Origin of the sequence: Paraburkholderia aromaticivorans, assembly GCF_002278075.1 — a bacterium.
Classification (GTDB): domain Bacteria; phylum Pseudomonadota; class Gammaproteobacteria; order Burkholderiales; family Burkholderiaceae; genus Paraburkholderia; species Paraburkholderia aromaticivorans.
In genome coordinates this window covers 716,458-739,968 of sequence record NZ_CP022989.1, presented here as the reverse complement: position 1 = coordinate 739,968, position 23,511 = coordinate 716,458, and the positions used below count along the sequence as shown (strand labels likewise).

Below are 23,511 nucleotides of genomic sequence, written 5' to 3'. Positions count from 1 at the left end.
GCGTCACCCTCGTGCCGCCGGCCGCATGATCGGGCTCGGCGCTCGGGCAGTCTGGGAACGACACGCAGCACATAGCGCGCATCTGCCGGCAAGAGCAGCCCGCGCGCGGATTCCGGCGACGCCCGAACAGGCGTCGCGATGCGGCGAGCGTCAACTCGGCCGCATGCACACCAAGGAGACAAAGGTGGCTATCGGTATCGTCAACTCGGGCGCGCGACTCGATCGCCTGCCCATCGCGTCCTTTCACTGGAAGGTTCTCGGCCTCATCAGCGCGGGCGCCTTTCTCGACGCCTTCGACATTTATCTCGCCGCCGGCGCGCTCGGCGCGATGGTGAAAGCGGGCTTCTCGGACCTGAAGCTGAACGCGCTGTTCATTTCGGTGACATTCTTCGGCATGCTGATCGGCGCAGGCTTTGCCGGTTATCTCGGCGACCGCTTCGGCCGCCGCTCGTCGTATCAGACCAATCTGTTGATCTTCGGCATCGCGTCGATCGCCGCGTGCTTCGTGCCGAACATGACGTGGCTGATCGTGTTGCGGCTGATCATGGGCATCGGTCTCGGCGCCGAGCTGGTGGTCGCCGCGGGCACCTTGTGCGAATTCATCCCGCCCGCCTCTCGCGGACGCTGGACTGCGTTGCTCGCGCTCATCATCAATTCCGGTTTGCTGGTGTCGACGGCGGTGGGCTACGTCGTGATTCCGCTTCTGGGCTGGCGCTACATGTTCGGGATTGCCGGCGTCGGTGCGCTTATCGTCTGGGTGCTGCGGCACCGGATGCCGGAGTCGCCGCGCTGGCTCGAATCAGTGGGACGCAGCGACGAAGCCGAAGCGACCGTTTCGGCCATCGAGAACGAGGTGCAGCGGAAAAAAGGTCCGTTGCCGCCGGTGGAGCGCACCGAAAGTCTGGAAGTGCCGAAAGCGCCGTTCTCCGCACTGTTTTCGCATGCCATGCTCGGCCGGACGCTGGTCGCCATTCTCACGGCGGTCGCCGTGAATATTTCGGTGTACGGCTTTGTTGCGTGGCTGCCTACCTTCTTCGTCAAGGAAGGCCTCACCATCGTGCAATCGCTCGGCTTCACGACGCTGATGGCGTTCGGCGCGCCGGGCGGCGCATTGATCGGCTTTCTCTGCGCGGATCGTGTCGGCCGTGCTCGTGGTCTCGTGATCTTCGCGATCGCCACGATCGTGGTCGGCTTCATCTATCCGACCATGCATGCGGGCTGGGCAATCAGCAGTGTCGGCTTCGTGCTGGTCACCTGCATCTATACGGTCACCACGCTCGGCTTGTTCGCCTACATCCCCGAACTCTTTCCGACCGAGCTGCGCCTGCGGGGCACCGGCACGGCGGGTGTTTGCGGCCGGGCCGCCTCGATGACCACGCCGTATCTCGCGGTGGTGCTCTACAACGCGTTCGGTGTGTCCGGTGTGCTGGCCATGGTGAGCAGCGTCCTCGCGCTGCTGGTGTTCGGCATTTTGCTGCTGCGTGTGGAAACCAATCAGCACGCGCTCGAACGGATCTCGCCGAGCCTCGACACCGATTCCGATCCGCTACCCGCTACCCAGCAACGTTAACTCTCCATGACTTCACTCGATACCTCCGTCACGCTGTCCGACCAGTACGCGCGCTTCGGTTTGGGTCTGCAATTGCGTGACGTGCCGCGTGCGGTCCAGACGCGCGCCAAGCATCTGATTCTCGACGCCGTCGGCATTGCGTTCGCCTCGCGTGGTTATCCGTATGCGGATGTGTCGTTCGCGGCCTGTTCCGAACTCGGCAGCGGCACTTCGCCGGTCATCGGCTACGGGCGGCGTCTCGGCCTGCGCGATGCCGCGATGATGAACGGCGTGCTGATCCACGGTCTCGACTTCGACGACACGCATTCACGCGGCGTCATTCACTCGACCACCAGCGCGTTGCCCTGCGTGCTCGCGCTCGCCGATCGCGACGGCGTAAGCGGCGCGGATCTGCTGAGCGCCTATATCGTCGCAATGGAAGTGTCGACGCGCGTGGCGTCGGCGGCCAAGGGCGGATTCCACGACGCCGGCTTTCATCCAACGGGGTTGGTCGGCGCATTCGGCTGCGCGGTGGCCGCAGCGCGTTTGCTGCAACTGGACGAGGCTCGCGTGGCGCATGCGCAAGGCATCGTGCTGTCGATGGCGGCCGGCAGCCTCGAATTTCTCGAAGACGGCGCGTGGACCAAGCGCGCTCATCCGGGTTTCGCGGCGGCCTCGGCGATCACCGCCGCGACGCTCGCGAGGCACGGCTTCACCGGTCCGCGTCTGGCCTACGAAGGACGCTTCGGGCTCTACGCGAGCCACCTCGGCAAGCCGCTCGACGCGGCCGGCCGTGAACTCGCCACGGAAGGCCTCGGCAGCACCTGGCAGATCGACGAAGTGGCGATCAAACCGCTGCCGGCCTGTCATTTCACCCATGCAGTCGCCGACGCGGCGATCGCGTTGCATCGCGAGCATCGTTTCTCGGCAGAAAAGCTCGACTCGATCAAACGCGTGGTCGCCAGGGTGCCGCGCGGCACGGTCGAGATCGTGTGCGAACCGGTCGAGGCGAAGCGCAAACCGGTGACCGCTTACGACGCGCAGTTCAGCGTGCCGTACATCGTCGCGACGGCGTTGCTCAAAGGCCGCTTCACGCTCGACGAACTCGAACCGGCCGCGCTCGCCGATCCCGCGGTGCTGGCGCTGGCGGCTCGGGTCGATTACGAAATCGATCCCGACACGACCTTCCCGCGCCACTACACCGGCGAAGTCGCGGTGGAGCGCAGCGACGGTTCGCGCGTCGCGCATCGCGAGGCGATCAATCGCGGCTGCGCGGACCGGCCAGTCAGCAACGACGACATCGTCGCCAAGTTCCACGCGAACGCGCAGCGCAGCATTTGCCGCAGCGCGGCCGAACAGGTCGCCCACGCCGTTTTGCAGCTCGACGAACAGCCGGCCCGCGCGCTCGCCGACACGCTTGCCGGACACTCCGCATCTTAAGGAAGTCACCATGACCGCAACTGAACTCGATACGCTGGAAAACGATCAACTGATTCTCGACTCGCTGGAGCGCTTTCTCGACACCGAGGTGCGTCCTTACGTCCACAAGTTCGATCACGACGATATCTACCCGGCGGAGATCGTCGAGAAGATGAAGGAGATGGGCCTGTTCGGCTGCATCATCGATCCCGAGTACGGCGGGCTGGGACTGTCGACGCGGACCTACGCGCAGATCATCGCGCGCATCTCGCGGGTATGGATGTCGGTGAGCGGCATCATCAACTCGCATCTGATTCTCGCGATGCTGGTGCAGCGCAACGGCACGCCTGAACAGAAAAGCAAATATCTGCCGAAGTTCGCCACCGGCGAATGGCGCGGCGGCATCGGCCTCACCGAGCCCGATTGCGGCACCGATCTGCAGGCGATTCGCACTACCGCCAAACGCGTCGGCGACGAATACGTGGTGAACGGCAACAAGACGTGGATCACCAACAGCAAGCACGGCAATACGCTGGCGCTGCTGGTGAAGACGGATACGACGGCGCAGCCGCGGCATCGCGGCATGAGCTTGCTGCTGGTGCAGAAAGGGCCCGGATTCGAAGTCAGCCGCCAGCTCGAAAAGCTCGGCTACAAAGGCATCGATACCTGCGAGTTGTCGTTCAACGACTATCACGTGTCCGTGGATGCGTTGATCGGCGGCGTGGAAGGCAAGGGTTTGCAGCAGATACTCGGCGGCCTGGAACTCGGCCGTATCAATGTCGCGGCGCGCGGCGTGGGCGTCGCGCAAGCCGCGCTCGATGAATCCGTCAGCTATTCGCAGCAGCGCAAAACCTTCGGCAAACCGATCTGCGAACACCAGGCGATCCAGTTGAAGCTCGGCGAAATGGCGACGCGCGTCGAAGCGGGGCGTCTGCTGGTCGATGCCGCCGCGCAGAAGTACGACCGCGGCGAGCGCTGCGATATGGAAGCCGGCATGGCGAAATATTTCGCCACCGAAGCCGCGCTGGAAAACAGCATCGAGGCCATGCGCATTCACGGCGCGTACGGCTATTCGAAGGAGTACAACGTCGAGCGCCTGTATCGCGATGCGCCGCTCCTCACCATTGGCGAAGGCACGAACGAGATGCAACGCATCATCATCGCCAAGCAGCTGATCGAAAGGAGTCCGGTATGAGTTTGCCTCTTTCAGGCGTGCGCGTGCTCGCCATCGAACAATACGGCGCAGGGCCGTTCGCGACCCAGCATCTCGCGGACCTCGGCGCGGAGATCATCAAGATCGAGCATCCCACCAATGGCGGCGACGTCGGCCGCGCGGTCGGCCCATATTTTTTCGGCGAGGGCGATAGCCATTTTTTCGAAGCGTTCAATCGCAACAAGTGCAGTCTCACGCTCGATCTGAAAAAGCCCGAAGCGCGCGCGGTGCTGCTGGACCTCGTCGCGAAAAGCGACGCGGTGTTCAACAACCTGCGCGGCGATCTGCCGGCCAAACTCGGGCTCACGTATGAGCAACTGCGCGAGGCGAATCCGAAGATCGTCTGCGGGCATCTGTCCGCGTATGGCCGCAGCGGCAGCCGCGCGGCATGGCCCGGCTACGACTATCTGATGCAGGCCGAGGCCGGCTACCTGTCGGTCACGGGCGAACCTGACAGTCCGCCCGCGCGCTTCGGCCTGTCGATCATCGATCTGATGACCGGCACGACCGCGGCGATGGCGCTGCTCGCCGGTCTCGTCGATGCGAAGACCTCGGGCAAGGGACGCGACATCGACGTGAGTCTGTTCGACGTGGCGCTGCATAACCTCGCGTATGTCGCAACGTGGTATCTGAACGGCGGCGTGGTGACGGGGCGCGAGAACCGCTCGTCGCATCCGTCGCTCACGCCGAGCCAGTTGTACAAGACCCGGGACGGCTGGATTTTCCTGATGTGCAACAAGGAAAAGTTCTGGGGCGTACTCGCGGAAGTGCTCGACAAACCGTCGTGGGTAACCGATCCGCGCTTTTGCAACTTTCAGGCGCGCCTTGCGAATCGCGAGCTGGTGCAGACCGAACTGGACGCGGTGCTCTCGAGCTCCACCACCGCGCAATGGCTCGAACGCTTCGGCGGTCGCGTGCCGGCGGCGCCGGTGTTCGACGTCAAGGAGGCGCTGGAGAATCCCTTCGTTGCCGAGCGCGAATGCGTGGTGAACGCCGAGCACCCGCGCTTCGGCACGGTACGCGGCGTGGCTGCGCCGGTGCGGATCGACGAGCCGCTGCCGACGCGCGCGGCGCCGGACCTCGGGCAGGACACCCAACGGTTGCTCGACGAGCTGGGCTATGGTCCGGAAAGGATAGCTTTGCTGAGAGAGGCGGGTGTGGTGCAATAAGGCCGGGCGGGCAACCGTCCGCTCTTCCACTTTTTTGCACATCGAGATGGCCACGACAGTCCTCGGGCAACAGCCGCGCTACATGCAACTGGCACAGACGCTCCTCAACGAGATTCAGGGCGGGCAGTTTCCCATCGGCACGTTGCTGCCGACCGAGTTCGAGCTCTGCGAGCAGTTCGGCGCGAGCCGCTTCACGGTGCGTCAGGCCATCAAGCAACTCGAACAGCGCGGTCTGGTGGACCGGCGGCCCGGCATCGGCACCCGCGTGAAAGCCACGCAGACCGAGACCGCGTACCGTCAGGTCATGGAGCGCCTGAGCGATCTGCACCGCTATACGGCCGACACGGAGCTGGAGATCGCATCCACGCAGACCGTCGAGATCGACGACGCCGAACTGCTCGAACGGCTCAATGCAAAACCGGGCGAAACCTGGTTGCTGGCCGAGGGCATTCGCCGCTCGCCGGATAGCGTCGAGCCGATCTGCCACACGCAGGTGTATATCCACCCGGCGTTCCGCTCGTTGACGGGGCTGAGCGGCCGCACGCATGTGCCGATCTACACGCTGATCGAAAAACAGTTCGGCGAGCAGATCGCCGAGGTGCAGCAGGAAATCCGCGCGGTCGCGCTGCCGGCGGCGCTCGCGCAACGGCTGAACGCGAAGCCGCGCTCGCCGGCGCTGTGGTTGTGCCGCCGTTATCTGAACCGGCGCGCGCAGGTGGTCGAGTTGACCATCAGCGTGCATCCGGCGGATCGCTACAGTTATTCCGAAACATTTCAACGCGACTGGCACGCCAACTAGCAGCATCGCGGCGTGCCGTTCAGGAGAGCAGGATGGACGCACGCAGTTATCTGTTCGTGCCGGGCGACCGGCCAGAGCGCTTCGCCAAGGCGCTCGACACCGGCGCCGACGCGGTGGTGATCGATCTCGAAGACGCGGTCGTGCCGGCGGCGAAGCTTGCCGCGCGCGACGGCCTGCAACGCTGGCTGGCCACGGCCGATCCCGCGCGGCTCATGGTCCGCGTGAACGCGGTGGGCACGCCGTGGCATCTCGACGACGTGGCCATGGTGAGCGCCTGCGGCATTGCCGCGCTGATGCTGCCGAAATCGGACAGCGCGCAGCAACTCGCCGATGTCGCCGCACGGCTGCCGGCGGCGACGCGCATCGTGGCGCTCATCGAAAGCGTCGCGGGTGTGGTGGCGATGCGCGACATCGCCGCCGCGCCGTCGGTCACGAGGCTTGCGTTCGGCACCGTGGATTTTTGCGGCGACGCCGGCGTGGAAGGGCTCGGCGCCGAGCTGGACCACGTGCGTTCGCAGATGGTGATCGAATCGCGCTACGCGGGTCTCGCCGCGCCGATCGACGGTGTGACGCTGGAACTCGACGATTTCGCGCGGTTGACCGAGCATGTGGCCAAGGCGCGGCGCTTCGGCTTCGGCGGCAAGCTGTGCATTCATCCGCGCCAGGTGGAGCCGGTCAACCGCGGCTTCGCGCCCAGCGAGGACGAGCGCCGGTGGGCGGCGCGCGTCCTCGCGGCCTGTCGCGAGCATCCGGAAGGGGCGTTCGCGGTCGACGGCAAGCTGGTCGACCGGCCGGTCATCGAGCGGGCGAAGCGGATTGCGGCGTTCGACACGCTCACGCAGTGAAGGTCCGCCGGTTCTGGCCGGCGGCCGGGCAAGCCACGCTCACCGGCGCAAATGGTCCAACGCGTCTCGCAGCGGCGAACTGGAGATGACGATCGGCCCGGTGAACGGGGTATCCAGATCGACGATCACATAGATCGCGGACGCAATCGACACCGCGCCCAGCAAGATCGTGACCAATGCCAGCGCGTTGCGCGGCGCGATCAAACCGAAACTCAGAAAGATCACGCCCAGCCAGAAGGTCAATGTTTTGAGGAACGGCTGGGAAATCGAGCTGTGCGCTTCCTCGATGATTTTCCACCGCGCGTCCACCACGCGCCGGTACTGGTTCAACCCGTCGTCGAGCGCGCGCTGCTGCAGCGGGTCGTGCGCCCGCAGTTTGCGCAACTCCCTGCCCACGGCGGTCAGCATATCGCCGAGCCGCACGTTCTCCAGTTTCTGCGAATTGCCTTGCGAGCCGATGTCCTTGGGGTAGTCGCCAGTGGGCGGTGTTTCGGTGGGCCACGTCGAGGCAATCGCCGCAGCGGTGTACTGGCGCAACAGCTGCCGGGCCGGGCCGGTATCCGCACCGTATTCGCGCAAGGTCGTGTCGAACTCGATCAGATCGGCCGCATAGGCGCGTAAATCGTTCGACGCCGTGTCGAAGCTGGACTTCGCCGATGCCGTCATCAAGCCGAGTACCAGCGCGGCAAACGTCACCAGCATGCCGATTACCAGCTGGATCAACTGCACGGTTTCATGCGCCTTATGCTCTTCCGGCAACAGCGGACGCACCCACACGCCGACGCCGGTCGCGAGTAGCAAGAGAAGGAAAACCACCACGGTCGTGCTCGCTTCCGACATACCCATGCTCCGTAGACGCATTCCCGTCACTTTCCATCAAGCGCCGCCCGCCGGAAACCCGGGCAGTCCCGCAATCGCGGGCGCGCGTCACCGTTCACATTCGCTTGTAAGTTGCTGTAGCACAAAGCATGCGCCAGCGACCATCAAGTTTTCCGCTGTCGCGCCGTAGTCCTTACATGTGGCATTCGCTTAAATTCAGATAATAGTTGCGGACCTGGTCGAATGGGCTTGGGGCGCAGCGCGCGTGGCCGGGGCATTTAACGAACATTCGGTCAGGCAGACCCACGGAGACAAGCCCGATGTTGAAAAATCTGTCGATTCGCACCTGCCTGACCATGATGATCGTGTTTTTCGGCATCGTGTTGCTGGTCGGCGCCGCGGCGGGCCTGCTGTCGCTGCGCTCGAGCAACGCCTCGCTGCAGCAGATGTACACGGTCGACACGCCGGCTGTTGCCGACCTCGAAGGCAGCGCCGGACAGTTGTTGCGCCTGCGGCTCGCGCTGGCGACGTACGCATCGCTCGTCGACCTGAACGATCAGGACGGCGCGAACGCCGTGCTCAAACGTTTCGATCAGTACCAGAAAGGATCGAACGACCGCCTTGCCCACTATGTGAGCCGCGCGAGCGCGGACGCCGACGAGCAGCGCCTCATCAAGGACATGCAGGACAAGCGTGACACCTTCCTGCGCGAAGGCGTGGAACCGGCGCTCGCCGCGCTCAAGTCCGGTGACCGGACGGCCTTCCAGCAATTGCAGGCGCACAAGCTGCCGTCGCTCTATACCGCGTACGAAAAGGCTATGCTCACGCTCGAACAGTTGCAGATCGATCACGGGGCGCAGCGCTATCAGGATGCGCAAGACCTGTTCTATGCGATCTGTATTGCAGTGGCGGTCGGCATGGCCGCGTCGCTGCTCGGTTCGTGGATCGGCCGCGCGGTGCTGGTGCGCGCGATCGTCAATCCGGTCGACGCCACCATCGCGCAGTTTCAGCGCATCGCCAATGGCGACCTGACCGGGCAGATCGTCGTGGCGAGCGGTAATGAAATGGGCCGTCTCGCGGCGGCATTGCGCAAGATGCAGGAAGCGCTGATCGCGACGGTGAACTCGGTGCGTGAAGGCACCGAATCCATCGACACCGGCGTGAGCGAGATCGCCGCGGGCAATACCAATCTGTCGCAACGCACCGAGGAACAGGCCGCGTCTCTCGAAGAAACAGCGGCGAGCATCGAACAGCTCACCTCGACGGTCAAGCAGACCGCGGATAACGCGAAGCAGGCCAGCTCGCTCGCCCAGGGCGCATCCAGTCTGGCCGCGCAAGGCGGCGATCTGACAGAGCAGGTGGTGGGCACGATGCATGGCATCGTCGACGATTCGCGGCGCATTGCCGACATTGTCGGCGTGATCGAAGGGATCGCGTTTCAGACCAATATTCTCGCGCTGAACGCCGCGGTCGAAGCCGCGCGAGCCGGCGAGCAGGGACGCGGCTTCGCGGTGGTGGCAAGCGAAGTGCGCTCGCTCGCGCAGCGCAGTGCGGCAGCGGCGAAGGAGATCAAGGGTTTGATCGACGAATCGACGGCGCGGGTGCAGGCCGGCTCGCAACTGGTTCACCGCTCGGGCTCGACGATGACCGAGATCGTCGACGCGATCGCACGCGTGAGTGCGATCATGGGGGAAATTGCAGCAGCCGCGACCGAACAGAGCACCGGCATCGATCAAGTCAATCTGGCGGTGGCGCAGATGGACGAGGTGACTCAGCAAAACGCCGCGCTCGTCGAGCAGGCCGCGGCGGCGGCGGGTTCGCTGGAAGAGCAGGCGCGGCGGCTGACTTCCGCTGTGTCGGTGTTCCAGACCGGCAGCGGTGCGTCGTCGTCGCAGTTTGCCGCGCGGCGCGGCGGTTCGGCCGCCACGCCGAGGACAACGGATGCAAGCGAGTTCGCAACGGCTTGATATCGGCGCCCGCCTTGCGCGGCGGCGTGCCGGGTCTTTCGCTCCCGTCGCGCCTCCCGGGCAAAACGCTTGCTACTGCATGGCCGCGTAATATTTGGCCAGACTGTCGATCTCGGCGGACGTCATCTGCCGCGACACGTTGCGCATCTGCTCATTGATATCGTTGTGTCTGGCGCCGGAAGCAAAGGCGCGCATCTGCGCCGCGAGATAGATCGACGATTGGCCGCCCAGCCACGGCGCCGCGCCCTTGCGGTCGAGCTGACCGTGACATGCGGCGCAAGGGGCGATATTGCGCTGCGGATCGCCCTGCATGGCGAGCTTCACCGCATTCGCGTCCGGTTCCACACCGGTGGGTTGCGACTCCGCCGCGGGGGCTCGCGGCAGCGATGCGTAGTAGGCCGCGAGATCGTGCAGATCCTGATCGCTGCGTGCCGCAATGATCGGTTGCATGATCGCGTTCTGGCGCACGCCGCTCTGGTAGTCGCGCAACTCTTTGTAGACCACGTCGGCATATTGGCCGGCCAATGCGGGCGCCGTCACCTGCACCGTGCCCAGCACCCCGTGGCACATCGAGCAATTCTGTGTCGCTATCGTCGCGCCGCGGCCGATCGAATTCGCGTCGGCCCGCACGCGCCGTGGCGGCGGCAAGACCACCACTTCGCTCGGCGCCGGGCCGGTGAGATTGGCGCCGCCGTACCAGCTCGACGGCGCGCCCGCGGCACTGCAGATCGTCGCCCATAAGCCGCGGTCGCCGAACGTGTTGTTCGCCGAAGGCAGCCAGATGAAGCCGATCAGTATCGACACGACGGCAATCGCCAGCGTGCCGCCCACGCTCAACGTGAACCACGGGTTGCGCAAGCTGAAGACGCGTTCATGATTCATCGCTGCGCTCCGACGACGACTGCCGGCACGGAGGTCTGCGGCAGTCTGAGCAACTGCACGATCGGCACACTGTAGTTGACGACCGTGAGGCCGATCATCAACGCCACCCACAAGCCGAAGCTGTTGAGCGCGGCCGGCACGCGCTCCACCGGCTGCGCCGCGCTCGCAAAGCGGAAGCCTTGCTGCTGGACCGCCGGGCCGAATTGCGATTTGACGAGGATGTAGACGAACAGCACGCCGGACGCCACCAGAATCAATCCGCCCACCGCCGACATGCCGACCCAGAACGCCTGCGACTGCATGCCCGGCGTGTTGTAGTCGTAATAGGCCATGCGGCGCGGCGCGCCGAGCAGGCCGACGTAGTGCCACGGCAGCGTCACGACCATCATGCCGATGAACCACAGCCACAACTGCGTGCGCACCAGCCTGACCGACACGAGCGCGCGGCCGGTCAGCTGCGGCCACAGTTCGTAGGCGATCGCGAAGTACATGATGACGATCGCGCCGCCGAAGATCAGATGGAAGTGCCCGGTGACCCACTGCGTGTTGTGCACGGTCGAGTTCAACTGATAGCTCATGTTGATCAGGCCGCCCGCGCCGCCGAGTCCGAGCATCACGAACGAAAACGCGACCACCAGCATCATCGGGTTGTGCCAGGGCAGCGCGGTGATCCAGCCGAATGCGCCCTTGCCGCCGCGCAGTCTGCCGGCGATTTCGACCGACGCGCAAATCGTGAACACCGTCAGCAGCGTCGGCACCGACACCATGCCGGTGAAGACGGCATGCAGGAACTTGAAGCCGGAGCCGACCTGCGGATCGGCGAACAGGTGGTGGATGCCGATCGGCATCGCGAAGACGAGGAACAGGATGAACGATACGCGCGCCATCGAATCGCTATAGAGCCGGCCGCCGATCGCGCGCGGCACCAGCGTGTAGTAGGCGATATATGCCGGAATCAGCCAGAAGTAGACGATCGCGTGCAGCGTCCAGGAGAACAGGATGCGTGAGAGGCCGGCGTCGATCGTGTTGGTCAGGCCGAACGCGACCGGCAGGATCTGGAACAGGATTTCCAGCGCCGCGCCGACGGCCGTCCATGCCCACAGATAGGCGCCCGCCACGTTGGCGAACATCGCGAGCGGCACCGGCTTGCCCGGATTGGCGCGCTTCCAGACGCGCAGGTTGACGTGCATCAGCGCGACCCAGATCCACGAGCCCACCACCACCAGCACCACGCCGAGGTAATAGAAGGGACTGCCGATCATCGGTGGATAGAAGGTGTAGAGCACCGAGGCCTGGCCGAGCGCCACCGGCACCATCGCCATCACCGCGCCGACCGCCAGCATGATGAAGGCGGCCCATGCCCATTTGAGACCGACGAGGCGCTGCGCGAGCGCGAGTTCGACAATCGCGTAGCCGAAACCCATGGAAACCAGCGTGGGCAGCACGTAGGCCATCACCGAGCCGTGCGCGGTCACCGAACGGTAGTACAGCTCGGGATCGCCGACCCACGGCACGAGTGGGCTGCGCACCAGCATCTGCCAGGCGCCGAGCAGCAGCGCGACCAGAAACGCGATGAAGGCGAGCCAGAAATGCGCGAGAACGAGTCGCTTAGCGTGAAACACAGCTCAGCCTCCGTGATTGTCGGGCCTGCTCGAAGAAGGTGGCTTTGTCGACGACTTTCACGTGCGCCCACATGGCTTGATGGCCGAAGCCGCAGAACTCGTGGCACGGCATGGTGTGATCCGCGGGCGTGTCGAAGCGCGTGTTCAGCGTGGCGACGTAGCCGGGCACGACCATCGTGTTGATGTTGGTGTCGGTGACGAGCAGGCCGTGCACGACATCCGCGCTGGTGGTGCGGATCGTGATCGGCGTGTCGGCGGGCACCAGCAGGCATTGCGGCGTGAACGAGTATTGCTGCGCGATGAAGCGCACGACCACCGAGCCGTCCGGCTCGACCGCGCTGCCCAGATTGTCTTCGACGAATTCGCCGGACAGTTGCAGGCGCGACGGATCGATCGTTTCGACGCGCGAGGGCGGCATCATCGCCCAATGGAGTCCTGAATACACGATGACGGCCAGCATCAGCACGATCAGCGCGACGGCGAAAATGGCCCAGCGGCGCTCGGCGCGTAAGGCGACCGCGTGGCCGCCGCCCGGTTGGTGATTGGAATCGGTCGACATGATCAGTGAACCACGCCGCGCGGCAGAAACACGAGGAAGTAGAAGCCGAACCAGATCGCCATGACGATCAGCGTGGCGACACCGGCGAGAGCAATCGCGCCATGCGGGCCGGCCGCGACCACGCGCTCTACTTCGTCGTCCGTCGGCGGGGTCACGCTACCGGTTTCGTGTGCTTCCATCTGAAGGCTCTCCAGTGCGGCGGTTCAATGCAGCGGCGCGTCGCGCAACGCGTTGACGTCGCGGGACGTCACGGGTTGGCCGTGATTGCCCCACGCCGTGCGGATATAGGTGACCACGGCAGCAGCCTCGGTGTCGCTCAGTTCGTGACCGAAAGGCGGCATGCCGTACGGTTCCGGATTGCGCATCGTGCCCGGCGGGAATCCGCCGTTGAGCACGATGCGAATCGGGTTGACCGAGGAGTCCATTTCGATCGACTGATTGCCGGCGAGCGGCGGGTAGTGCTGCAACTTTCCTTCGCCCTTCGCGCCGTGGCAGAGCGCGCATTTGTCGGCGTAGATTTTTTCGCCGAGCGCGAACACGTTGGTGTTGGTCGGCGCCGACGGCCCGGACTTGCGGCCGCTCTTGTCGGGCAAGGTCTTGAGATAAACCGCCATTGCCTTGATGTCGTCGGTGCTCATGTACTGCAGGCTGTGGTACGTGACTTCGGCCATCGGCCCATACACGGCGCCGCGGTCGGAAATGCCCGCTTGCAGCAGATCGACGATGTCCTTGGTGCTCCAGTCGCCGAGGCCGCCGTCCTTGTCCGAGGTCAGCGAGGGAGCGTACCAGTTCTGCACCGGGATCAGGCCGCCCGCGAACTGTTCGCTTTGCGACGAGCCGCCGAGCATGTTGATCTTGGTGTGGCACATCGTGCAGTGCCCGAGCCCTTCGACCAGATACGCCCCGCGGTTCCATTCGACCGATTTGGTCGGATCGGGCTGGAACTCGCCCTCGCGGAAATACAGCGTGCGCCAGCCGTAGAGCAGGTTGCGCTGATTGAACGGGAAGCGCAGCGTGTGTTTGTGATTCGGCTGACGAACCGGCGTGACGGTTTGCAGATAGGCGAAGATCGCGTCCGAGTCCTCGCGCGTGACCTTGGTGTATTGAGCGATCGGCATTGCCGGATAGATCAGCGTGCCGTCCGGCGTGCGGCCGGTGCGCATCATCTTGAAGAATGCGTCCTGGCTCCACGTGCCGATGCCGTACTGCGCGTCCGGTGTGATGTTCGGCGAATACAGCGTGCCGAACGGCGTTTCCATGGCAAGGCCGCCCGCGAACAGTTTGCCGCGCGGCGCGGTATGGCAGGCGACGCAGTCGCCGGCGCGCGCCAGATACTCGCCGCGTTTGACGATGTCGGGGCGCGTGTCGGCGTTGCCGCCCGCGGATGCCGCCGTGGTTTCGGCGGCGCGTGCGTCGGCGATTAGCGGCGTATGCGAAGCGCGCATGAGCGCGGCGCTGCCGGCCACGATCAGGCCGGCGGCCAGCAGGCCGGACACGAGCGGCGCTTGCGCGCGCCGGCTCTTCGTCAAGGCGAGCAAAGCGGTGAGCAAGGCAGTACGCAGCGCGCGCAAAGAGCCTGGAGAGCGGAGTGTCGGCTTCATTGCGGTTGGCTCCCGCATGCAAGAGGCAGCCGCTGGCCGGACGCCGGAGCGGGCCGCGGATCAGCCGGACGCGGCTGGCGCGCCAGCCAGCTCGATACCGCGGTGATGTCCTTGTCGGTGAGCTTGACCGCGATGGAATGCATGCAGTCCGGCGCGAGCGCGTGCCGCGTGCCCGAACGCCACGTGCCCATCTGCCCGGCGATGTAGCTCGCGTGCAGACCGAGCAGGCCGGGAATACCCGGCTGCGTGCCGGTCATGCGCGCGCCGTGGCACGCGATGCACGCCGGTATCTTGCGGGCCGGATCGCCCTGCGTGACGAGGCGCTGGCCGGCGGCGAGCACCGCAGGCGCGACCTCGCTCTGATCGGCGTTGGGATACGGCGGTTGCAGATCGGCGAAGTACTGGCTGATCTTGCGCAGATAGTCGTCGGGCAGGAAGGCAAGCAGATAGCCCATTGGCGGATAGGTGCGGCCGCCGTCGCGGAATGCGGTCAACTGATTGAACAGATACTCGGCCGGTTTGCCGGCAATGCGCGGAAAGTAGTCGTTGTTCAGGCCTTGGCCCTGCACGCCATGACATGAGGTGCAGGCGCGCACGCGTTCGTCCATGGCCGAGGGCATGGCGCTGGACGCGTCGGTGGCGGCGAGCGCCACGCCGCTCCACATGACGTAAAACACTAACAGAACCGACGATCCGATAGTTCTACGATGCACGCCATACCTCTATTGGGAACGTTCTTTCTTCTCGATTATTTCTCGCGCATGCGCTCGAGTTCTGGCTTCTCGATCCGCGAACAGCGCGTGACGACTCCGCAAGTTTTTTTCTAAAACGAGCGCAAAAACAGCAAATCGAAAACAGACTTATTCTGAATAACGACAGTTGATTTGCTACGGCGATGCGATTGCTTTTTAGAACAATGATCGGCCTGAATGCGCCAGTGGGCGGCGGCTTTCGGGCTGCGGTAATAGACGCTTGAAACGTTAAGCAGCGCCTGCGAGGTTGCAGGAATTCATTCTGCCCGTCAACAGCGAATCGTCCCTTACTTGATCTGACTCATGATCATGATAGATGTCGGCCAGGAGGCTTTCAATGTTCATTGAGAATCTTCCTGTGCGCCCACGTTATCGCACCATTGTGATTGATGATGGATCACGTGCTTCAGCGAGACGGCGCGAATCTGCTTTGCAGGCGGTCAGCTGAAGAGGCGCGTCAACGCCGTGCGCGCATTGCTCACACGTTCGCTTTCGCCGATTCGTCCAGGTAGCAGATGGAACTCCACGGCGGGCAACGCGGGCAAGCCGACGCTCGCCGGACAGGCCACGACGCCGCCGCCGATCGACGACTCGTTCAGGCAGGACATGCCGAGCCCCGCTTTCAGCGCGAGTTGCAAGCCGGCCACGCCGGAAGCCGAGTGCGACACCACATACGGCACCTTGTGCTCATCGAGCAGTTTCACCACGAACCGCTGCAACTGGCAGCTCGACGGCAGCAACACGAGCGAATAAGGCGTCACCGGCCGCGGAGGTGAATCCGCCGCGCTGACCCACAGCAGTCTTTCGCGACGCACAACCGTGCTCGGCGCGCGGGGGCGTCGGCCGGCGGCGCGCGTGTTGTTCGTGACGAGCCGCAGAGAGAGGCCGATGTCGAAAGACGCATCGTCGCCCGCATTGCTGTCGATCACCGCGCTCGGCAGCACGGTGACGTGCAGCTTCAGGCGCGGGTGCTGTTCCGAGAACGTTTTGAGAATGCGCGCGATGTCGTGCGGCCGGTAGTAGTCCGTGATCGCGATGCGCAACTCGCCGTCGAGCGAGCGGCCTTGCAGATCTTCGAAGGCGGCTTCGCTCATCGCGATGATGCGCCGCGCATGGTCGAGCAGGCGGCTGCCGGCGGGCGTGGCGCTGACGCCCTGCTTGCTGCGTATGAAGAGCGGCTGGCCGGCGCGCTCCTCCAGCTTCTTCAACTGCTCGCTGACGGAAGACTGCGACAGGAACACGCGTTCCGCGCCCGCCGAGACGCTGCCCGATTCCGCGACGGCGACGAAGGTCCGCAACTGCGTCAGGTCGAATCCACGCTGGCTCATGATTCGGTATATCCGATGGAAGTCATCTAAAAATCCGGCTTTTCCGATGGAAAGCCCAGCCGTAGGATACCTCCAGATTCTTTGTGGAGGGTGGGATGGGAAACGAAACGATTGCAGGCGTAGGGTTATCCGGCGGGCGAACGGCAAGCCATCGGTGGAAGGTGCTCGGCGTCGGATTTGCCGCGAACGCGAGTTTCTCGGCGGCATTTTCGGGAATTCCGACGACGGCGGTTTTCTTGCGCTCGGGCTATCACCTTGGCAATGACGGGCTGGGCCTCGTGCTCGGCATGCTCGGTCTGGGCATCGCGGTCAGCGAGTTGCCATGGGGGCTGCTAACCGACCGCTGGGGCGACCGGCGCGTGTTGCTCCTCGGACTGCTTTCAACCGCTGCCGCGCTCGCCGGCCTCGCGCTGTTCGTCGTGCCGGCCGGTGCGCACGTGCCGAGCGTGACCGCGCTCGCGCTCGGCCTGTTGCTGGTCGGCCTGCTCGGTGGCAGTGTCAACGGTTCGAGCGGCCGCGCGGTGATGGCCTGGTTTCGCGAAGGCGAGCGCGGCCTCGCCATGAGTATTCGCCAGACTGCGGTGCCGGCGGGCGGCGGCCTCGGCGCCTTGCTGCTGCCGGTGCTCGCGTCCCGTTTCGGTTTCGCGAGCGCCTATGCCGGGCTGGCGCTGGCCTGCGCGATCACGGCCGCGTTCGCATGGCGCTGGCTGCACGAACCTTCTCATACCGGTGCGGACGGCGCGCGCGAAGCCCACGACGCGCCGGCAGGCGGCATGCGCGCCCGGGTCTCGCCGTTGCGCGACATCGGCGTCTGGCGCGTGGCGCTCGGTGCCGGCGTGTTGTGCGTGCCGCAACTCGCCGTCTTGACCTTCGGGACAGTGTTTCTGCACGATTTCAGCCGCGCCGGGGTGCGGGCGATCAGCGTGACGATGGCGGCGGTGCAGACGGGCGCCGCGATCGCGCGGGTCTGGAGCGGCGGTTGGACCGACCGGCGCGGCAATCGCCGGAGCTACATGCGAATCTGCAGTCTGCTGACGGCGGTGCTGTTCGCCTCGCTCGCGCTGCTGACAGGCCTCGCCGGCATGCATCACGCGACGCTGACAGTGATATTCGCGCTCATGGTCGTGTTGGCCGGCGTGAGCGCGTCGGCATGGCACGGCGTGGCCTTTACTGAACTCGCCACGCTGGCAGGGACGAACCGCGCCGGCACGGCGCTGGCAATCGGCAACACCTGCGTGTTTCTCACGCTGTTCGTGACACCGCTGGCGATTCCCCCGCTGCTGACGGTGGGTTCGTGGCCGATGGTGTGGGCCGTGGCCAGTGTGTGCGCATTGATCGCGCTGCCGGTGTTTCCGCGCGCGGCACGTGAAAGCAAGGTGAGGGCGGCACGCGCTTGCGACGCAACCTGACGGTTGCCGGCGCCGGTCGCCGAAGCGGCGGGCGCCGCGCTTTTTCTCATGCCGTTGGCCCGCGCGCTGGAACTCGCGCGGCGAGCGCCCGAGTCCTCGACTTTTTCCGGACATACTCCTTTTCTCGAGAGTGCCGAATTCAGGCGTGGTTTTTCGGCTATGTGCCCAGGCGGAACATCTCGAATGTGTCGGGGTCCTGCCTTTCTGCGATGAATTTTGCGAAGAAATGGGTTTTGGCGCTATTCACGAGAAATTCGGGCAGGCATTGACGTAGTGCGTTGGCGACGACCAACTCCGATGGAGGGATGCCGGGGCGGATAGTGCGCAGCCAGGATCCAAAGGAACTCCAGACCTGTGAAGGGAACACCGCTGCCAGATAGTGAAGCAGTCCCTGACAGACGATGCCAGCGTGCATAAAGACGTGGTACGCGTGGATCTTGCGCTTGACGGCGTTGCGGTACTCGAGTGACTCGCGATGAAGGTATTGATCGCCGTTTCGGCGGGCGAGCGGCTTCATGTCCTGCATCCAGAAGTGGTACGCGAATGTGCCGATCCGATGCACCGCCTGTTTGAAGCTGTACTCGATCTTGAAGCGCAATCCATACAGGCGGATGATCTCGACGGCATCCAGACTGAGGTCGGTGCACATCAGCAGACACGAACCCCTGCTTGGGTGAGTCACTGCCACGAAGCGAACCAGCTGACCGTACGCCGGCCACAGCAGATCGCAGACCCGATAGTGAATGGTGACATTGTGCTCGCCATAGACCGGACTGGGGGCGGATTGCAAGGCCTGGGGATCAGCCAGTAGCGATTTGAGTTTGATCTTCTCACCGTAGCGCCTGGGACGCCCCCGTTTGCGCGGTCCCTGCTGCACGTACGGGGCACAGGCGACTGCATTGGACTTCACGCGTGTGACCAGGTGGTTGTCCCGATCGCGCAGGCCTTTGACGATCTTGCCAGCAGCGTAGTAGGCATCGGCCACGAAGTAGAACGGCTGCTGCACCGAGACGATGCCAAGCAGCGAGATCATCTTGTCGAGCAAGGTACGCCGATCGCGGTTGGACCACACCAGACCTTCGTGAATACGCACGGCCAGCGGTACGGCGAAGACGCTCTGGGCGGCCCGCACAAGCATACTGACCGCCTGCATCGAGTGCCCCATGATGTATTCGGGCTTGGTGTTGGAGTCGGACTGTTGATGCAGCAGCTTGACGCCGGGCATCTTCCTGCCGCTCTTGGCCACCTTGATGCCATCGCCGACCAAAACCAGTCGGCCATTGACGCGTAGCGGGTCAGGGAACAGGCGCAGCACCGTCTGGGTCCACAGCGCTGAAAGCTGATCGAGCTGCACGGCGTCGCTATGCAGGCTGTCACGCAGCTTGTTGTACAGGGCTGGCCGCAGTTTGAGAGCCCGCACGATGCTGGTCACGCCCAGCAACTCGGTGCGCACAGTCAAGCCAGCGACGACAGTTGCGAACCACATGAAGCTGCGCAGGCGAGAAAACGCTGGGCGTAGCAGCCAGATCGCGTCCCACCAAGCCGTCCAGAGTTTCATTGTTGTTCTCTACATTATTTTGCACTACGAAGTATCGCATAGAATATGCAATATAGGCAGCACAAACGGCTCCTTCAAATCGAAAGACTCATTGAGACGATCAAGGCGATGCTCGCCGCGATAGATGAAAGACGCGCGGGGTCACTCACCCCCCCCCCATTGCAAGGCCCTCCCGAACCAGTTCGGGGCATACTGACAGACGAGCGATACGCGGGACAGGAAGATCCGCACTGAGTCCTTCGTGGGCGATGCGCTGAGCGATGTGAGCCCCTGCAAGTCAACTACGAGAGCATCAACAAGGCATTGATTGAGGAATAGAGCAACGTGAGTTTGATCACTGCCGCCTGACGATGAATCTGGTGCACGAAGGCAACCGGCCACGCCGGATCACATCACCAGGAAATGGATCGGTGTTCAGATGAAAAGCGCCGAGGCCGGAGCGAGTCCGAGAAAAAACAAGCGAGAAGTCGGCACTCTCGAGTCCTTTTAAGAAAGTGCGAAATATTCATATTGCGTATTTATTGCTTTCTTCTTTGATAAATCCGCAATAGGTAATTGGTTTCTCTACAGGATTCGGAGCGCTCCGATTTTCGTGCCGTCGTGGTGGTGATTTTATGACCGCGTTGACACGCCATGCGTCGACAAACGGCCGTCAAAGAATAGGTAGAGTGCGTCAGATTTTGACTGCGCATTTGAAAATAATCCTACAACAAACGAGAGAAAACCCCGGTGAGCCTTCGAATTATCCTGGCGGACGATCATCATTTCGTTCTGCTTGGCATCCGCGCGACGTTAACCATGCATGCCGGTGTCACGATCGTCGACGAGGCGACGAATCCCCTATCGCTGCTCGAACGTTTGCACACCACGCCTTGCGACGTGCTCGTCACCGATCTCGCGATGCCGCAACGCTCAGGTGCCGCCGACGACGGCCTCGATCTCGTCCGGCGAATCCGCTGCGACTGGCCGCACTTGCACATCGTGGTGATGACCACGCTGACGAACGCGGCGATCCTCCGCGCCATTGTGTCGGACGGCGCCGTGAGCATGCTCGGCAAGGCGGAGTCGACCGACGAGCTTTGGCCGGCGATCGCCACCACCCGGCAAGGCGAAGCCTACCTTGGACGGTCCATCGTCGAAGCGCTGGCGCGCCCGCCGGACCTGACGTGCGAGCGACCGCCGGCGCCGCGTTTATCGGGTATCCAGGCGGAAGTCGTCAGGCTGCTGGTGGACGGCCAGTCGATCTCTGAAATCGCGGCGACGCTAGGCTGTCACCGTCGAACGGTCAGCAGGAAAAAGCGCGAGGCAATGGTCAAACTCGGTGTCGCCAACGATCCCGGTCTTTTCTCGTACGTTCGCGCAAATGGAATTCCTGGTTTTCAATCGCATATCTAAGCAATTTACTTTTTTAATTGAATGGGGGTGTTTCGGAGCGATCTTATGTTTGTTTTCTGAAAAATGTTTAATGATCGGGACAGGAGCTGGTTTCACTGAAGAGGGCGGCAGTCAATCAAGGTAGGGAGGAAAATTAGAAGATGCGCGATACCGCTGAGGTAAGCACGCCCATTCGAGCCATCATCGCGGACGATCATCCACTGGTGCTGCTGGCGATTGAAAATCTGATGGGCGGTTATCCGAATATGGAGATTGTCGGTCGCGCGGCGGACGCGACAGAACTCTTCACGGAAGTCGACCGCGGTTCATGCGATCTGGTCCTCATGGACCTCTATATGCCGGGCGGTTCGGACGGCAGCGGTCTGGAAGTGGTCAGGCAGTTCAAGATGCGCTACCCCGAGATCGCGCTCGTCGTGCTCACCATGGAAACCGAGGCGGCCGAACTTCAAAAAGTGATTTCTCTCGGCGCCGACGCATTGGTGAGCAAGCGCGACCGGATCGACCTGATCCACGTGGCCGTCGTCACCGCGCTGGCGCGCGAGTGCTATGTCGGGCCGGCGGTGCGCGCATTGATCGCCGACGCAACGGTGACCCAGCGGCTCGATTTTGTCCGGCAGATGTTGTCGCGCCGTGAACTCGAGGTGTTCACGCAGTATGCGTCAGGGTTCGGCGTGACCGAGATCGCCGCCCGTTTGGGGCGCAGCGTCAAAACGATCAGCGCGCAGAAGTGCACGGCAATGCGCAAGCTCGCGCTGCATAGCGATGCGGAACTGTTCCGCTTCGCCGTCGAATACGGTGTGATTCCCGAGGAGCGCGTGCAGAACCGGTGACGAGCCGGCCGCGTGTCGCGCCGTGGCGCGACGAATACAGGAAGCATTGGCATCGCCTGGGGAAGCACGGCTCGTGCGGGGCATGCCAGTCCAAAAAAGACAACAAGAATGAGACAAAAGATCCGCGTCATCGTGGCGGACGATCACGACTGCGTTCGTGTCGGCGTCAAGCAAATGCTGCAATCCGTGCCGTACATCGAATTGGTCGGCGAAGCGGCCGACACTCATGGCCTCGCTGAATTACTCGACGCTTATGCGTGCGACGTCGTCGTGTCGGATATCAACATGCCGGGGCATTCACGACGGCAGCAACGCGGTGTCGTTTTTGCGCCGCCTGTTGCGAGGCCGGCCTCATCCCTGCGTCGTCGTGCTCACCATGATCTGTCATGCGCATATGCTCACAGGGCTCCTGCACATCGGCGTGGGAGGCATCGTCGACAAGCGCGAGACGGTCACTGCGTTGCTCGATGCCATCGAGGCGGCTATTGCCGGCCGCGTCTATTTATCGGAGCACGCGCGTGCGGCCATTGAAACGGCGGACACGCCGCCGCAGCTTCGGGCCGGCGTGCTGAGCGCGCGCGAGTGGGAAATCTTCCAGCTTTATGTGCAAGGTCTCGCCGTTCACGAAATCGCAGTGCGTTTGCAGCGCAGCGGTAAAACCATCAGTACGCAGAAACGTAGCGCGATGCGCAAGCTCGGGCTGGAAACAGAAGCCGATCTGATCGACTACGCGCGTCAGCTCGGTCTCGCCTGAACGCAGGTCGCGTCGTGCATTGCGCCGCCGGAAAAGCCTTTTGCAGGGAGACGAATTTAAGAGTGTTCCGATTGGTTGCGGGGCATTGCCGCCCCATAGTTCCGAGTTCACTGCGGCTTTATTCGATGCTCCCGTGACGAAAGCAGTCGTTTCGTCACGCCGAGCGATGCCCGAGCCGAGCGAATTCAGGCAGACGTCTTATGGCAATCGTGCAGGGCCGTCTGCCTCGTAGACAGAAACGGGAGGCGGCATGGTTGCGTTAGGGAAGCGGTTGTTGGTGGAGAGTGCGGGAACGGCATGGCTGGTTTTCGTCGGCTGCGGCGGCATCGTGCTGAACGTCGGCGCGATCCAGCAGGCGGGCGGGGTGCAGGAGGCGGCGTTGGCGTTCGGTCTCGCGCTCGCCACGGCCAGTTACTGCATCGGCCGCCTGTCCGGCGGACATTTCAATCCCGCTGTCACCGTGGGCTTTACTGTCGCACACCGTTTCCCGGTCAGGGATCTGCTCCCCTACATCGCCTCGCAGATTGTCGGCGCGATCGTGGCCGCAGCACTGCTTCTTTACGTGGCGGGCGGCCGTCCCGGCTTCGATCTGCGCGCAAGCGAGTTCGCGGCAAATGGCTTCGGCGACCATTCGCCCGCTGACTACCAAATGCATTCGGCGTTGGCCATCGAGTTCGTGCTGTCCTTCTGCTTTGTCATGGCAAACCTCATGGTCGCGCGCCGGCGCGACCTGCAGCCAATCGCGCCGTTGGTGGTCGGCGCCTGTCTCGCGCTTGTCTATCTGGTGTCGATCCCGGTTACCAACGGCTCCGTCAATCCCGCTCGCTCCACGGCACAGGCGCTGTTCGTCGGAGATTGGGCGCTGGATCAGCTCTGGCTGTTCTGGGCTGCGCCGCTGTCGGGCGGTGTCGCCGCCGGCGCTCTGTTTTCGCTTCTGCACGGCAAGCCTGCGCGCGGTACCGCTGGACTCGCCGACGGGCGAGGCTAAGTTGTCTGAGTGTTGTTGGGTGCCATCATCGTGTCTGCCGTCAATTTCCCGCC

Annotated in this window: 20 protein-coding genes and 1 pseudogene; 12 read left to right on the top strand and 9 right to left on the bottom strand. The window is 63.7% G+C overall.

The window, feature by feature from the left end:
* Positions 1 to 163: 163 nt before the first annotated feature.
* From CJU94_RS03200 to CJU94_RS03175, 6 genes are read left to right on the top strand one after another with little or no spacing between them, the layout of a single operon-like run.
* The gene (locus tag CJU94_RS03200; RefSeq protein ID WP_095420203.1) at positions 164 to 1,570 is read left to right on the top strand and encodes an MFS transporter; all 1,407 of its coding nucleotides are present in this window, start codon (positions 164 to 166) and stop codon (positions 1,568 to 1,570) included.
* 6 nt (positions 1,571 to 1,576) lie between these two features.
* Complete coding sequence (locus tag CJU94_RS03195; protein ID WP_095417527.1) at positions 1,577 to 2,989, top strand: MmgE/PrpD family protein; 1,413 nt, start codon at positions 1,577 to 1,579, stop codon at positions 2,987 to 2,989.
* 10 nt (positions 2,990 to 2,999) lie between these two features.
* Positions 3,000 to 4,163, top strand: coding sequence for an acyl-CoA dehydrogenase family protein (locus CJU94_RS03190; protein WP_095417526.1), 1,164 nt, complete (start codon positions 3,000 to 3,002; stop codon positions 4,161 to 4,163).
* Positions 4,160 to 5,350: a CaiB/BaiF CoA transferase family protein gene (locus tag CJU94_RS03185; protein ID WP_095417525.1), complete on the top strand. Its 1,191-nt coding sequence runs from the start codon at positions 4,160 to 4,162 to the stop codon at positions 5,348 to 5,350. The genes CJU94_RS03190 and CJU94_RS03185 overlap by 4 nt, the downstream gene beginning before the upstream one ends.
* 46 nt (positions 5,351 to 5,396) lie before the next feature.
* Positions 5,397 to 6,149 carry a GntR family transcriptional regulator gene (locus tag CJU94_RS03180; protein WP_095417524.1) on the top strand — a complete coding sequence of 251 codons (753 nt, stop codon included), beginning with the start codon at positions 5,397 to 5,399 and terminating at the stop codon, positions 6,147 to 6,149.
* Between the two features lie 32 nt (positions 6,150 to 6,181).
* Complete coding sequence (locus tag CJU94_RS03175; protein WP_095417523.1) at positions 6,182 to 6,994, top strand: HpcH/HpaI aldolase/citrate lyase family protein; 813 nt, start codon at positions 6,182 to 6,184, stop codon at positions 6,992 to 6,994.
* A 39-nt stretch (positions 6,995 to 7,033) separates the two neighbouring features.
* Here CJU94_RS03175 and CJU94_RS03170 read toward each other — a convergent pair whose 3' ends face one another.
* Positions 7,034 to 7,834, bottom strand: coding sequence for a bestrophin-like domain (locus CJU94_RS03170; protein WP_095417522.1), 801 nt, complete (start codon positions 7,832 to 7,834; stop codon positions 7,034 to 7,036).
* Between the two features lie 299 nt (positions 7,835 to 8,133).
* Between CJU94_RS03170 and CJU94_RS03165 the strand changes: the two genes are divergently transcribed.
* Positions 8,134 to 9,780: a methyl-accepting chemotaxis protein gene (locus CJU94_RS03165; RefSeq protein WP_095417521.1), complete on the top strand. Its 1,647-nt coding sequence runs from the start codon at positions 8,134 to 8,136 to the stop codon at positions 9,778 to 9,780.
* A 72-nt stretch (positions 9,781 to 9,852) separates the two neighbouring features.
* Here the strand turns inward: CJU94_RS03165 and CJU94_RS03160 are convergent, their stop codons facing one another.
* The 7 genes from CJU94_RS03160 to CJU94_RS03135 all read right to left on the bottom strand — a co-directional run bounded on the left by CJU94_RS03160 (position 9,853) and on the right by CJU94_RS03135 (position 16,524).
* The gene (locus tag CJU94_RS03160) at positions 9,853 to 10,662 is read right to left on the bottom strand and encodes a c-type cytochrome (protein ID WP_095417520.1); all 810 of its coding nucleotides are present in this window, start codon (positions 10,660 to 10,662) and stop codon (positions 9,853 to 9,855) included.
* A complete protein-coding gene (locus CJU94_RS03155) occupies positions 10,659 to 12,284 on the bottom strand; it encodes a b(o/a)3-type cytochrome-c oxidase subunit 1 (protein ID WP_095417519.1) in 1,626 nt (541 codons plus the stop codon). Before CJU94_RS03155 ends, CJU94_RS03160 begins: the two co-directional genes overlap by 4 nt.
* The gene (locus tag CJU94_RS03150; protein ID WP_095417518.1) at positions 12,271 to 12,843 is read right to left on the bottom strand and encodes a cupredoxin domain-containing protein; all 573 of its coding nucleotides are present in this window, start codon (positions 12,841 to 12,843) and stop codon (positions 12,271 to 12,273) included. Before CJU94_RS03150 ends, CJU94_RS03155 begins: the two co-directional genes overlap by 14 nt.
* Before the next feature lie 2 nt (positions 12,844 to 12,845).
* On the bottom strand, positions 12,846 to 13,022 hold the full coding sequence (locus CJU94_RS41345) for a hypothetical protein (RefSeq protein ID WP_167397512.1): 177 nt from the start codon (positions 13,020 to 13,022) through the stop codon (positions 12,846 to 12,848).
* A 24-nt stretch (positions 13,023 to 13,046) separates the two neighbouring features.
* Positions 13,047 to 14,444 (bottom strand): c-type cytochrome, encoded by a 1,398-nt coding sequence (locus tag CJU94_RS03145; protein ID WP_208645342.1) that lies wholly within the window; start codon positions 14,442 to 14,444, stop codon positions 13,047 to 13,049.
* Positions 14,441 to 15,157: a c-type cytochrome gene (locus tag CJU94_RS03140; RefSeq protein ID WP_095417517.1), complete on the bottom strand. Its 717-nt coding sequence runs from the start codon at positions 15,155 to 15,157 to the stop codon at positions 14,441 to 14,443. Before CJU94_RS03140 ends, CJU94_RS03145 begins: the two co-directional genes overlap by 4 nt.
* 479 nt (positions 15,158 to 15,636) lie before the next feature.
* Positions 15,637 to 16,524 (bottom strand): LysR family transcriptional regulator, encoded by an 888-nt coding sequence (locus CJU94_RS03135; protein ID WP_095417516.1) that lies wholly within the window; start codon positions 16,522 to 16,524, stop codon positions 15,637 to 15,639.
* 95 nt (positions 16,525 to 16,619) lie between these two features.
* On the opposite strand from CJU94_RS03135, the gene CJU94_RS03130 reads away from it, so the two are divergent.
* Positions 16,620 to 17,933 carry an MFS transporter gene (locus CJU94_RS03130; protein WP_095417515.1) on the top strand — a complete coding sequence of 438 codons (1,314 nt, stop codon included), beginning with the start codon at positions 16,620 to 16,622 and terminating at the stop codon, positions 17,931 to 17,933.
* A 157-nt stretch (positions 17,934 to 18,090) separates the two neighbouring features.
* Here CJU94_RS03130 and CJU94_RS03125 read toward each other — a convergent pair whose 3' ends face one another.
* On the bottom strand, positions 18,091 to 19,491 hold the full coding sequence (locus CJU94_RS03125) for a transposase (protein ID WP_095417514.1): 1,401 nt from the start codon (positions 19,489 to 19,491) through the stop codon (positions 18,091 to 18,093).
* A gap of 729 nt (positions 19,492 to 20,220) precedes the next feature.
* Here CJU94_RS03125 and CJU94_RS03120 point away from each other — a divergent pair.
* The 4 genes and pseudogenes from CJU94_RS03120 (at position 20,221) to aqpZ (ending at position 23,458) form a co-directional block, all read left to right on the top strand.
* Positions 20,221 to 20,886, top strand: a complete 666-nt coding sequence (locus CJU94_RS03120) for a response regulator (RefSeq protein WP_095417513.1) — start codon at positions 20,221 to 20,223, stop codon at positions 20,884 to 20,886.
* A 140-nt stretch (positions 20,887 to 21,026) separates the two neighbouring features.
* Entirely contained in the window at positions 21,027 to 21,716 is a 690-nt protein-coding gene (locus CJU94_RS03115) for a response regulator (RefSeq protein WP_095417512.1), read from the top strand.
* Positions 21,717 to 21,824: 108 nt separating this feature from the next.
* A pseudogene (locus CJU94_RS03110) lies at positions 21,825 to 22,470 on the top strand (response regulator).
* A 250-nt stretch (positions 22,471 to 22,720) separates the two neighbouring features.
* Positions 22,721 to 23,458, top strand: a complete 738-nt coding sequence (gene aqpZ / locus CJU94_RS03105; RefSeq protein ID WP_095417511.1) for an aquaporin Z — start codon at positions 22,721 to 22,723, stop codon at positions 23,456 to 23,458.
* Positions 23,459 to 23,511: the final 53 nt, after the last annotated feature.

Excerpts from the sequence above, each read along its gene's own strand:
- aqpZ (WP_095417511.1), top strand. The coding sequence starts at position 22,721 with ATGGTTGCGTTAGGGAAGCGGTTGTTGGTGGAGAGTGCGGGAACGGCA.
- CJU94_RS03200 (WP_095420203.1), top strand. The coding sequence starts at position 164 with ATGCACACCAAGGAGACAAAGGTGGCTATCGGTATCGTCAACTCGGGC.
- CJU94_RS03195 (WP_095417527.1), top strand. The coding sequence starts at position 1,577 with ATGACTTCACTCGATACCTCCGTCACGCTGTCCGACCAGTACGCGCGC.
- CJU94_RS03130 (WP_095417515.1), top strand. The coding sequence starts at position 16,620 with ATGGGAAACGAAACGATTGCAGGCGTAGGGTTATCCGGCGGGCGAACG.
- CJU94_RS03145 (WP_208645342.1), bottom strand. The coding sequence starts at position 14,444 with ATGAAGCCGACACTCCGCTCTCCAGGCTCTTTGCGCGCGCTGCGTACT.
- CJU94_RS41345 (WP_167397512.1), bottom strand. The coding sequence starts at position 13,022 with ATGGAAGCACACGAAACCGGTAGCGTGACCCCGCCGACGGACGACGAA.
- CJU94_RS03160 (WP_095417520.1), bottom strand. The coding sequence starts at position 10,662 with ATGAATCATGAACGCGTCTTCAGCTTGCGCAACCCGTGGTTCACGTTG.
- CJU94_RS03115 (WP_095417512.1), top strand. The coding sequence starts at position 21,027 with ATGCGCGATACCGCTGAGGTAAGCACGCCCATTCGAGCCATCATCGCG.
- CJU94_RS03180 (WP_095417524.1), top strand. The coding sequence starts at position 5,397 with ATGGCCACGACAGTCCTCGGGCAACAGCCGCGCTACATGCAACTGGCA.
- CJU94_RS03125 (WP_095417514.1), bottom strand. The coding sequence starts at position 19,491 with ATGAAACTCTGGACGGCTTGGTGGGACGCGATCTGGCTGCTACGCCCA.
- CJU94_RS03150 (WP_095417518.1), bottom strand. The coding sequence starts at position 12,843 with ATGTCGACCGATTCCAATCACCAACCGGGCGGCGGCCACGCGGTCGCC.
- CJU94_RS03135 (WP_095417516.1), bottom strand. The coding sequence starts at position 16,524 with ATGAGCCAGCGTGGATTCGACCTGACGCAGTTGCGGACCTTCGTCGCC.
- CJU94_RS03175 (WP_095417523.1), top strand. The coding sequence starts at position 6,182 with ATGGACGCACGCAGTTATCTGTTCGTGCCGGGCGACCGGCCAGAGCGC.
- CJU94_RS03185 (WP_095417525.1), top strand. The coding sequence starts at position 4,160 with ATGAGTTTGCCTCTTTCAGGCGTGCGCGTGCTCGCCATCGAACAATAC.
- CJU94_RS03170 (WP_095417522.1), bottom strand. The coding sequence starts at position 7,834 with ATGTCGGAAGCGAGCACGACCGTGGTGGTTTTCCTTCTCTTGCTACTC.
- CJU94_RS03190 (WP_095417526.1), top strand. The coding sequence starts at position 3,000 with ATGACCGCAACTGAACTCGATACGCTGGAAAACGATCAACTGATTCTC.
- CJU94_RS03165 (WP_095417521.1), top strand. The coding sequence starts at position 8,134 with ATGTTGAAAAATCTGTCGATTCGCACCTGCCTGACCATGATGATCGTG.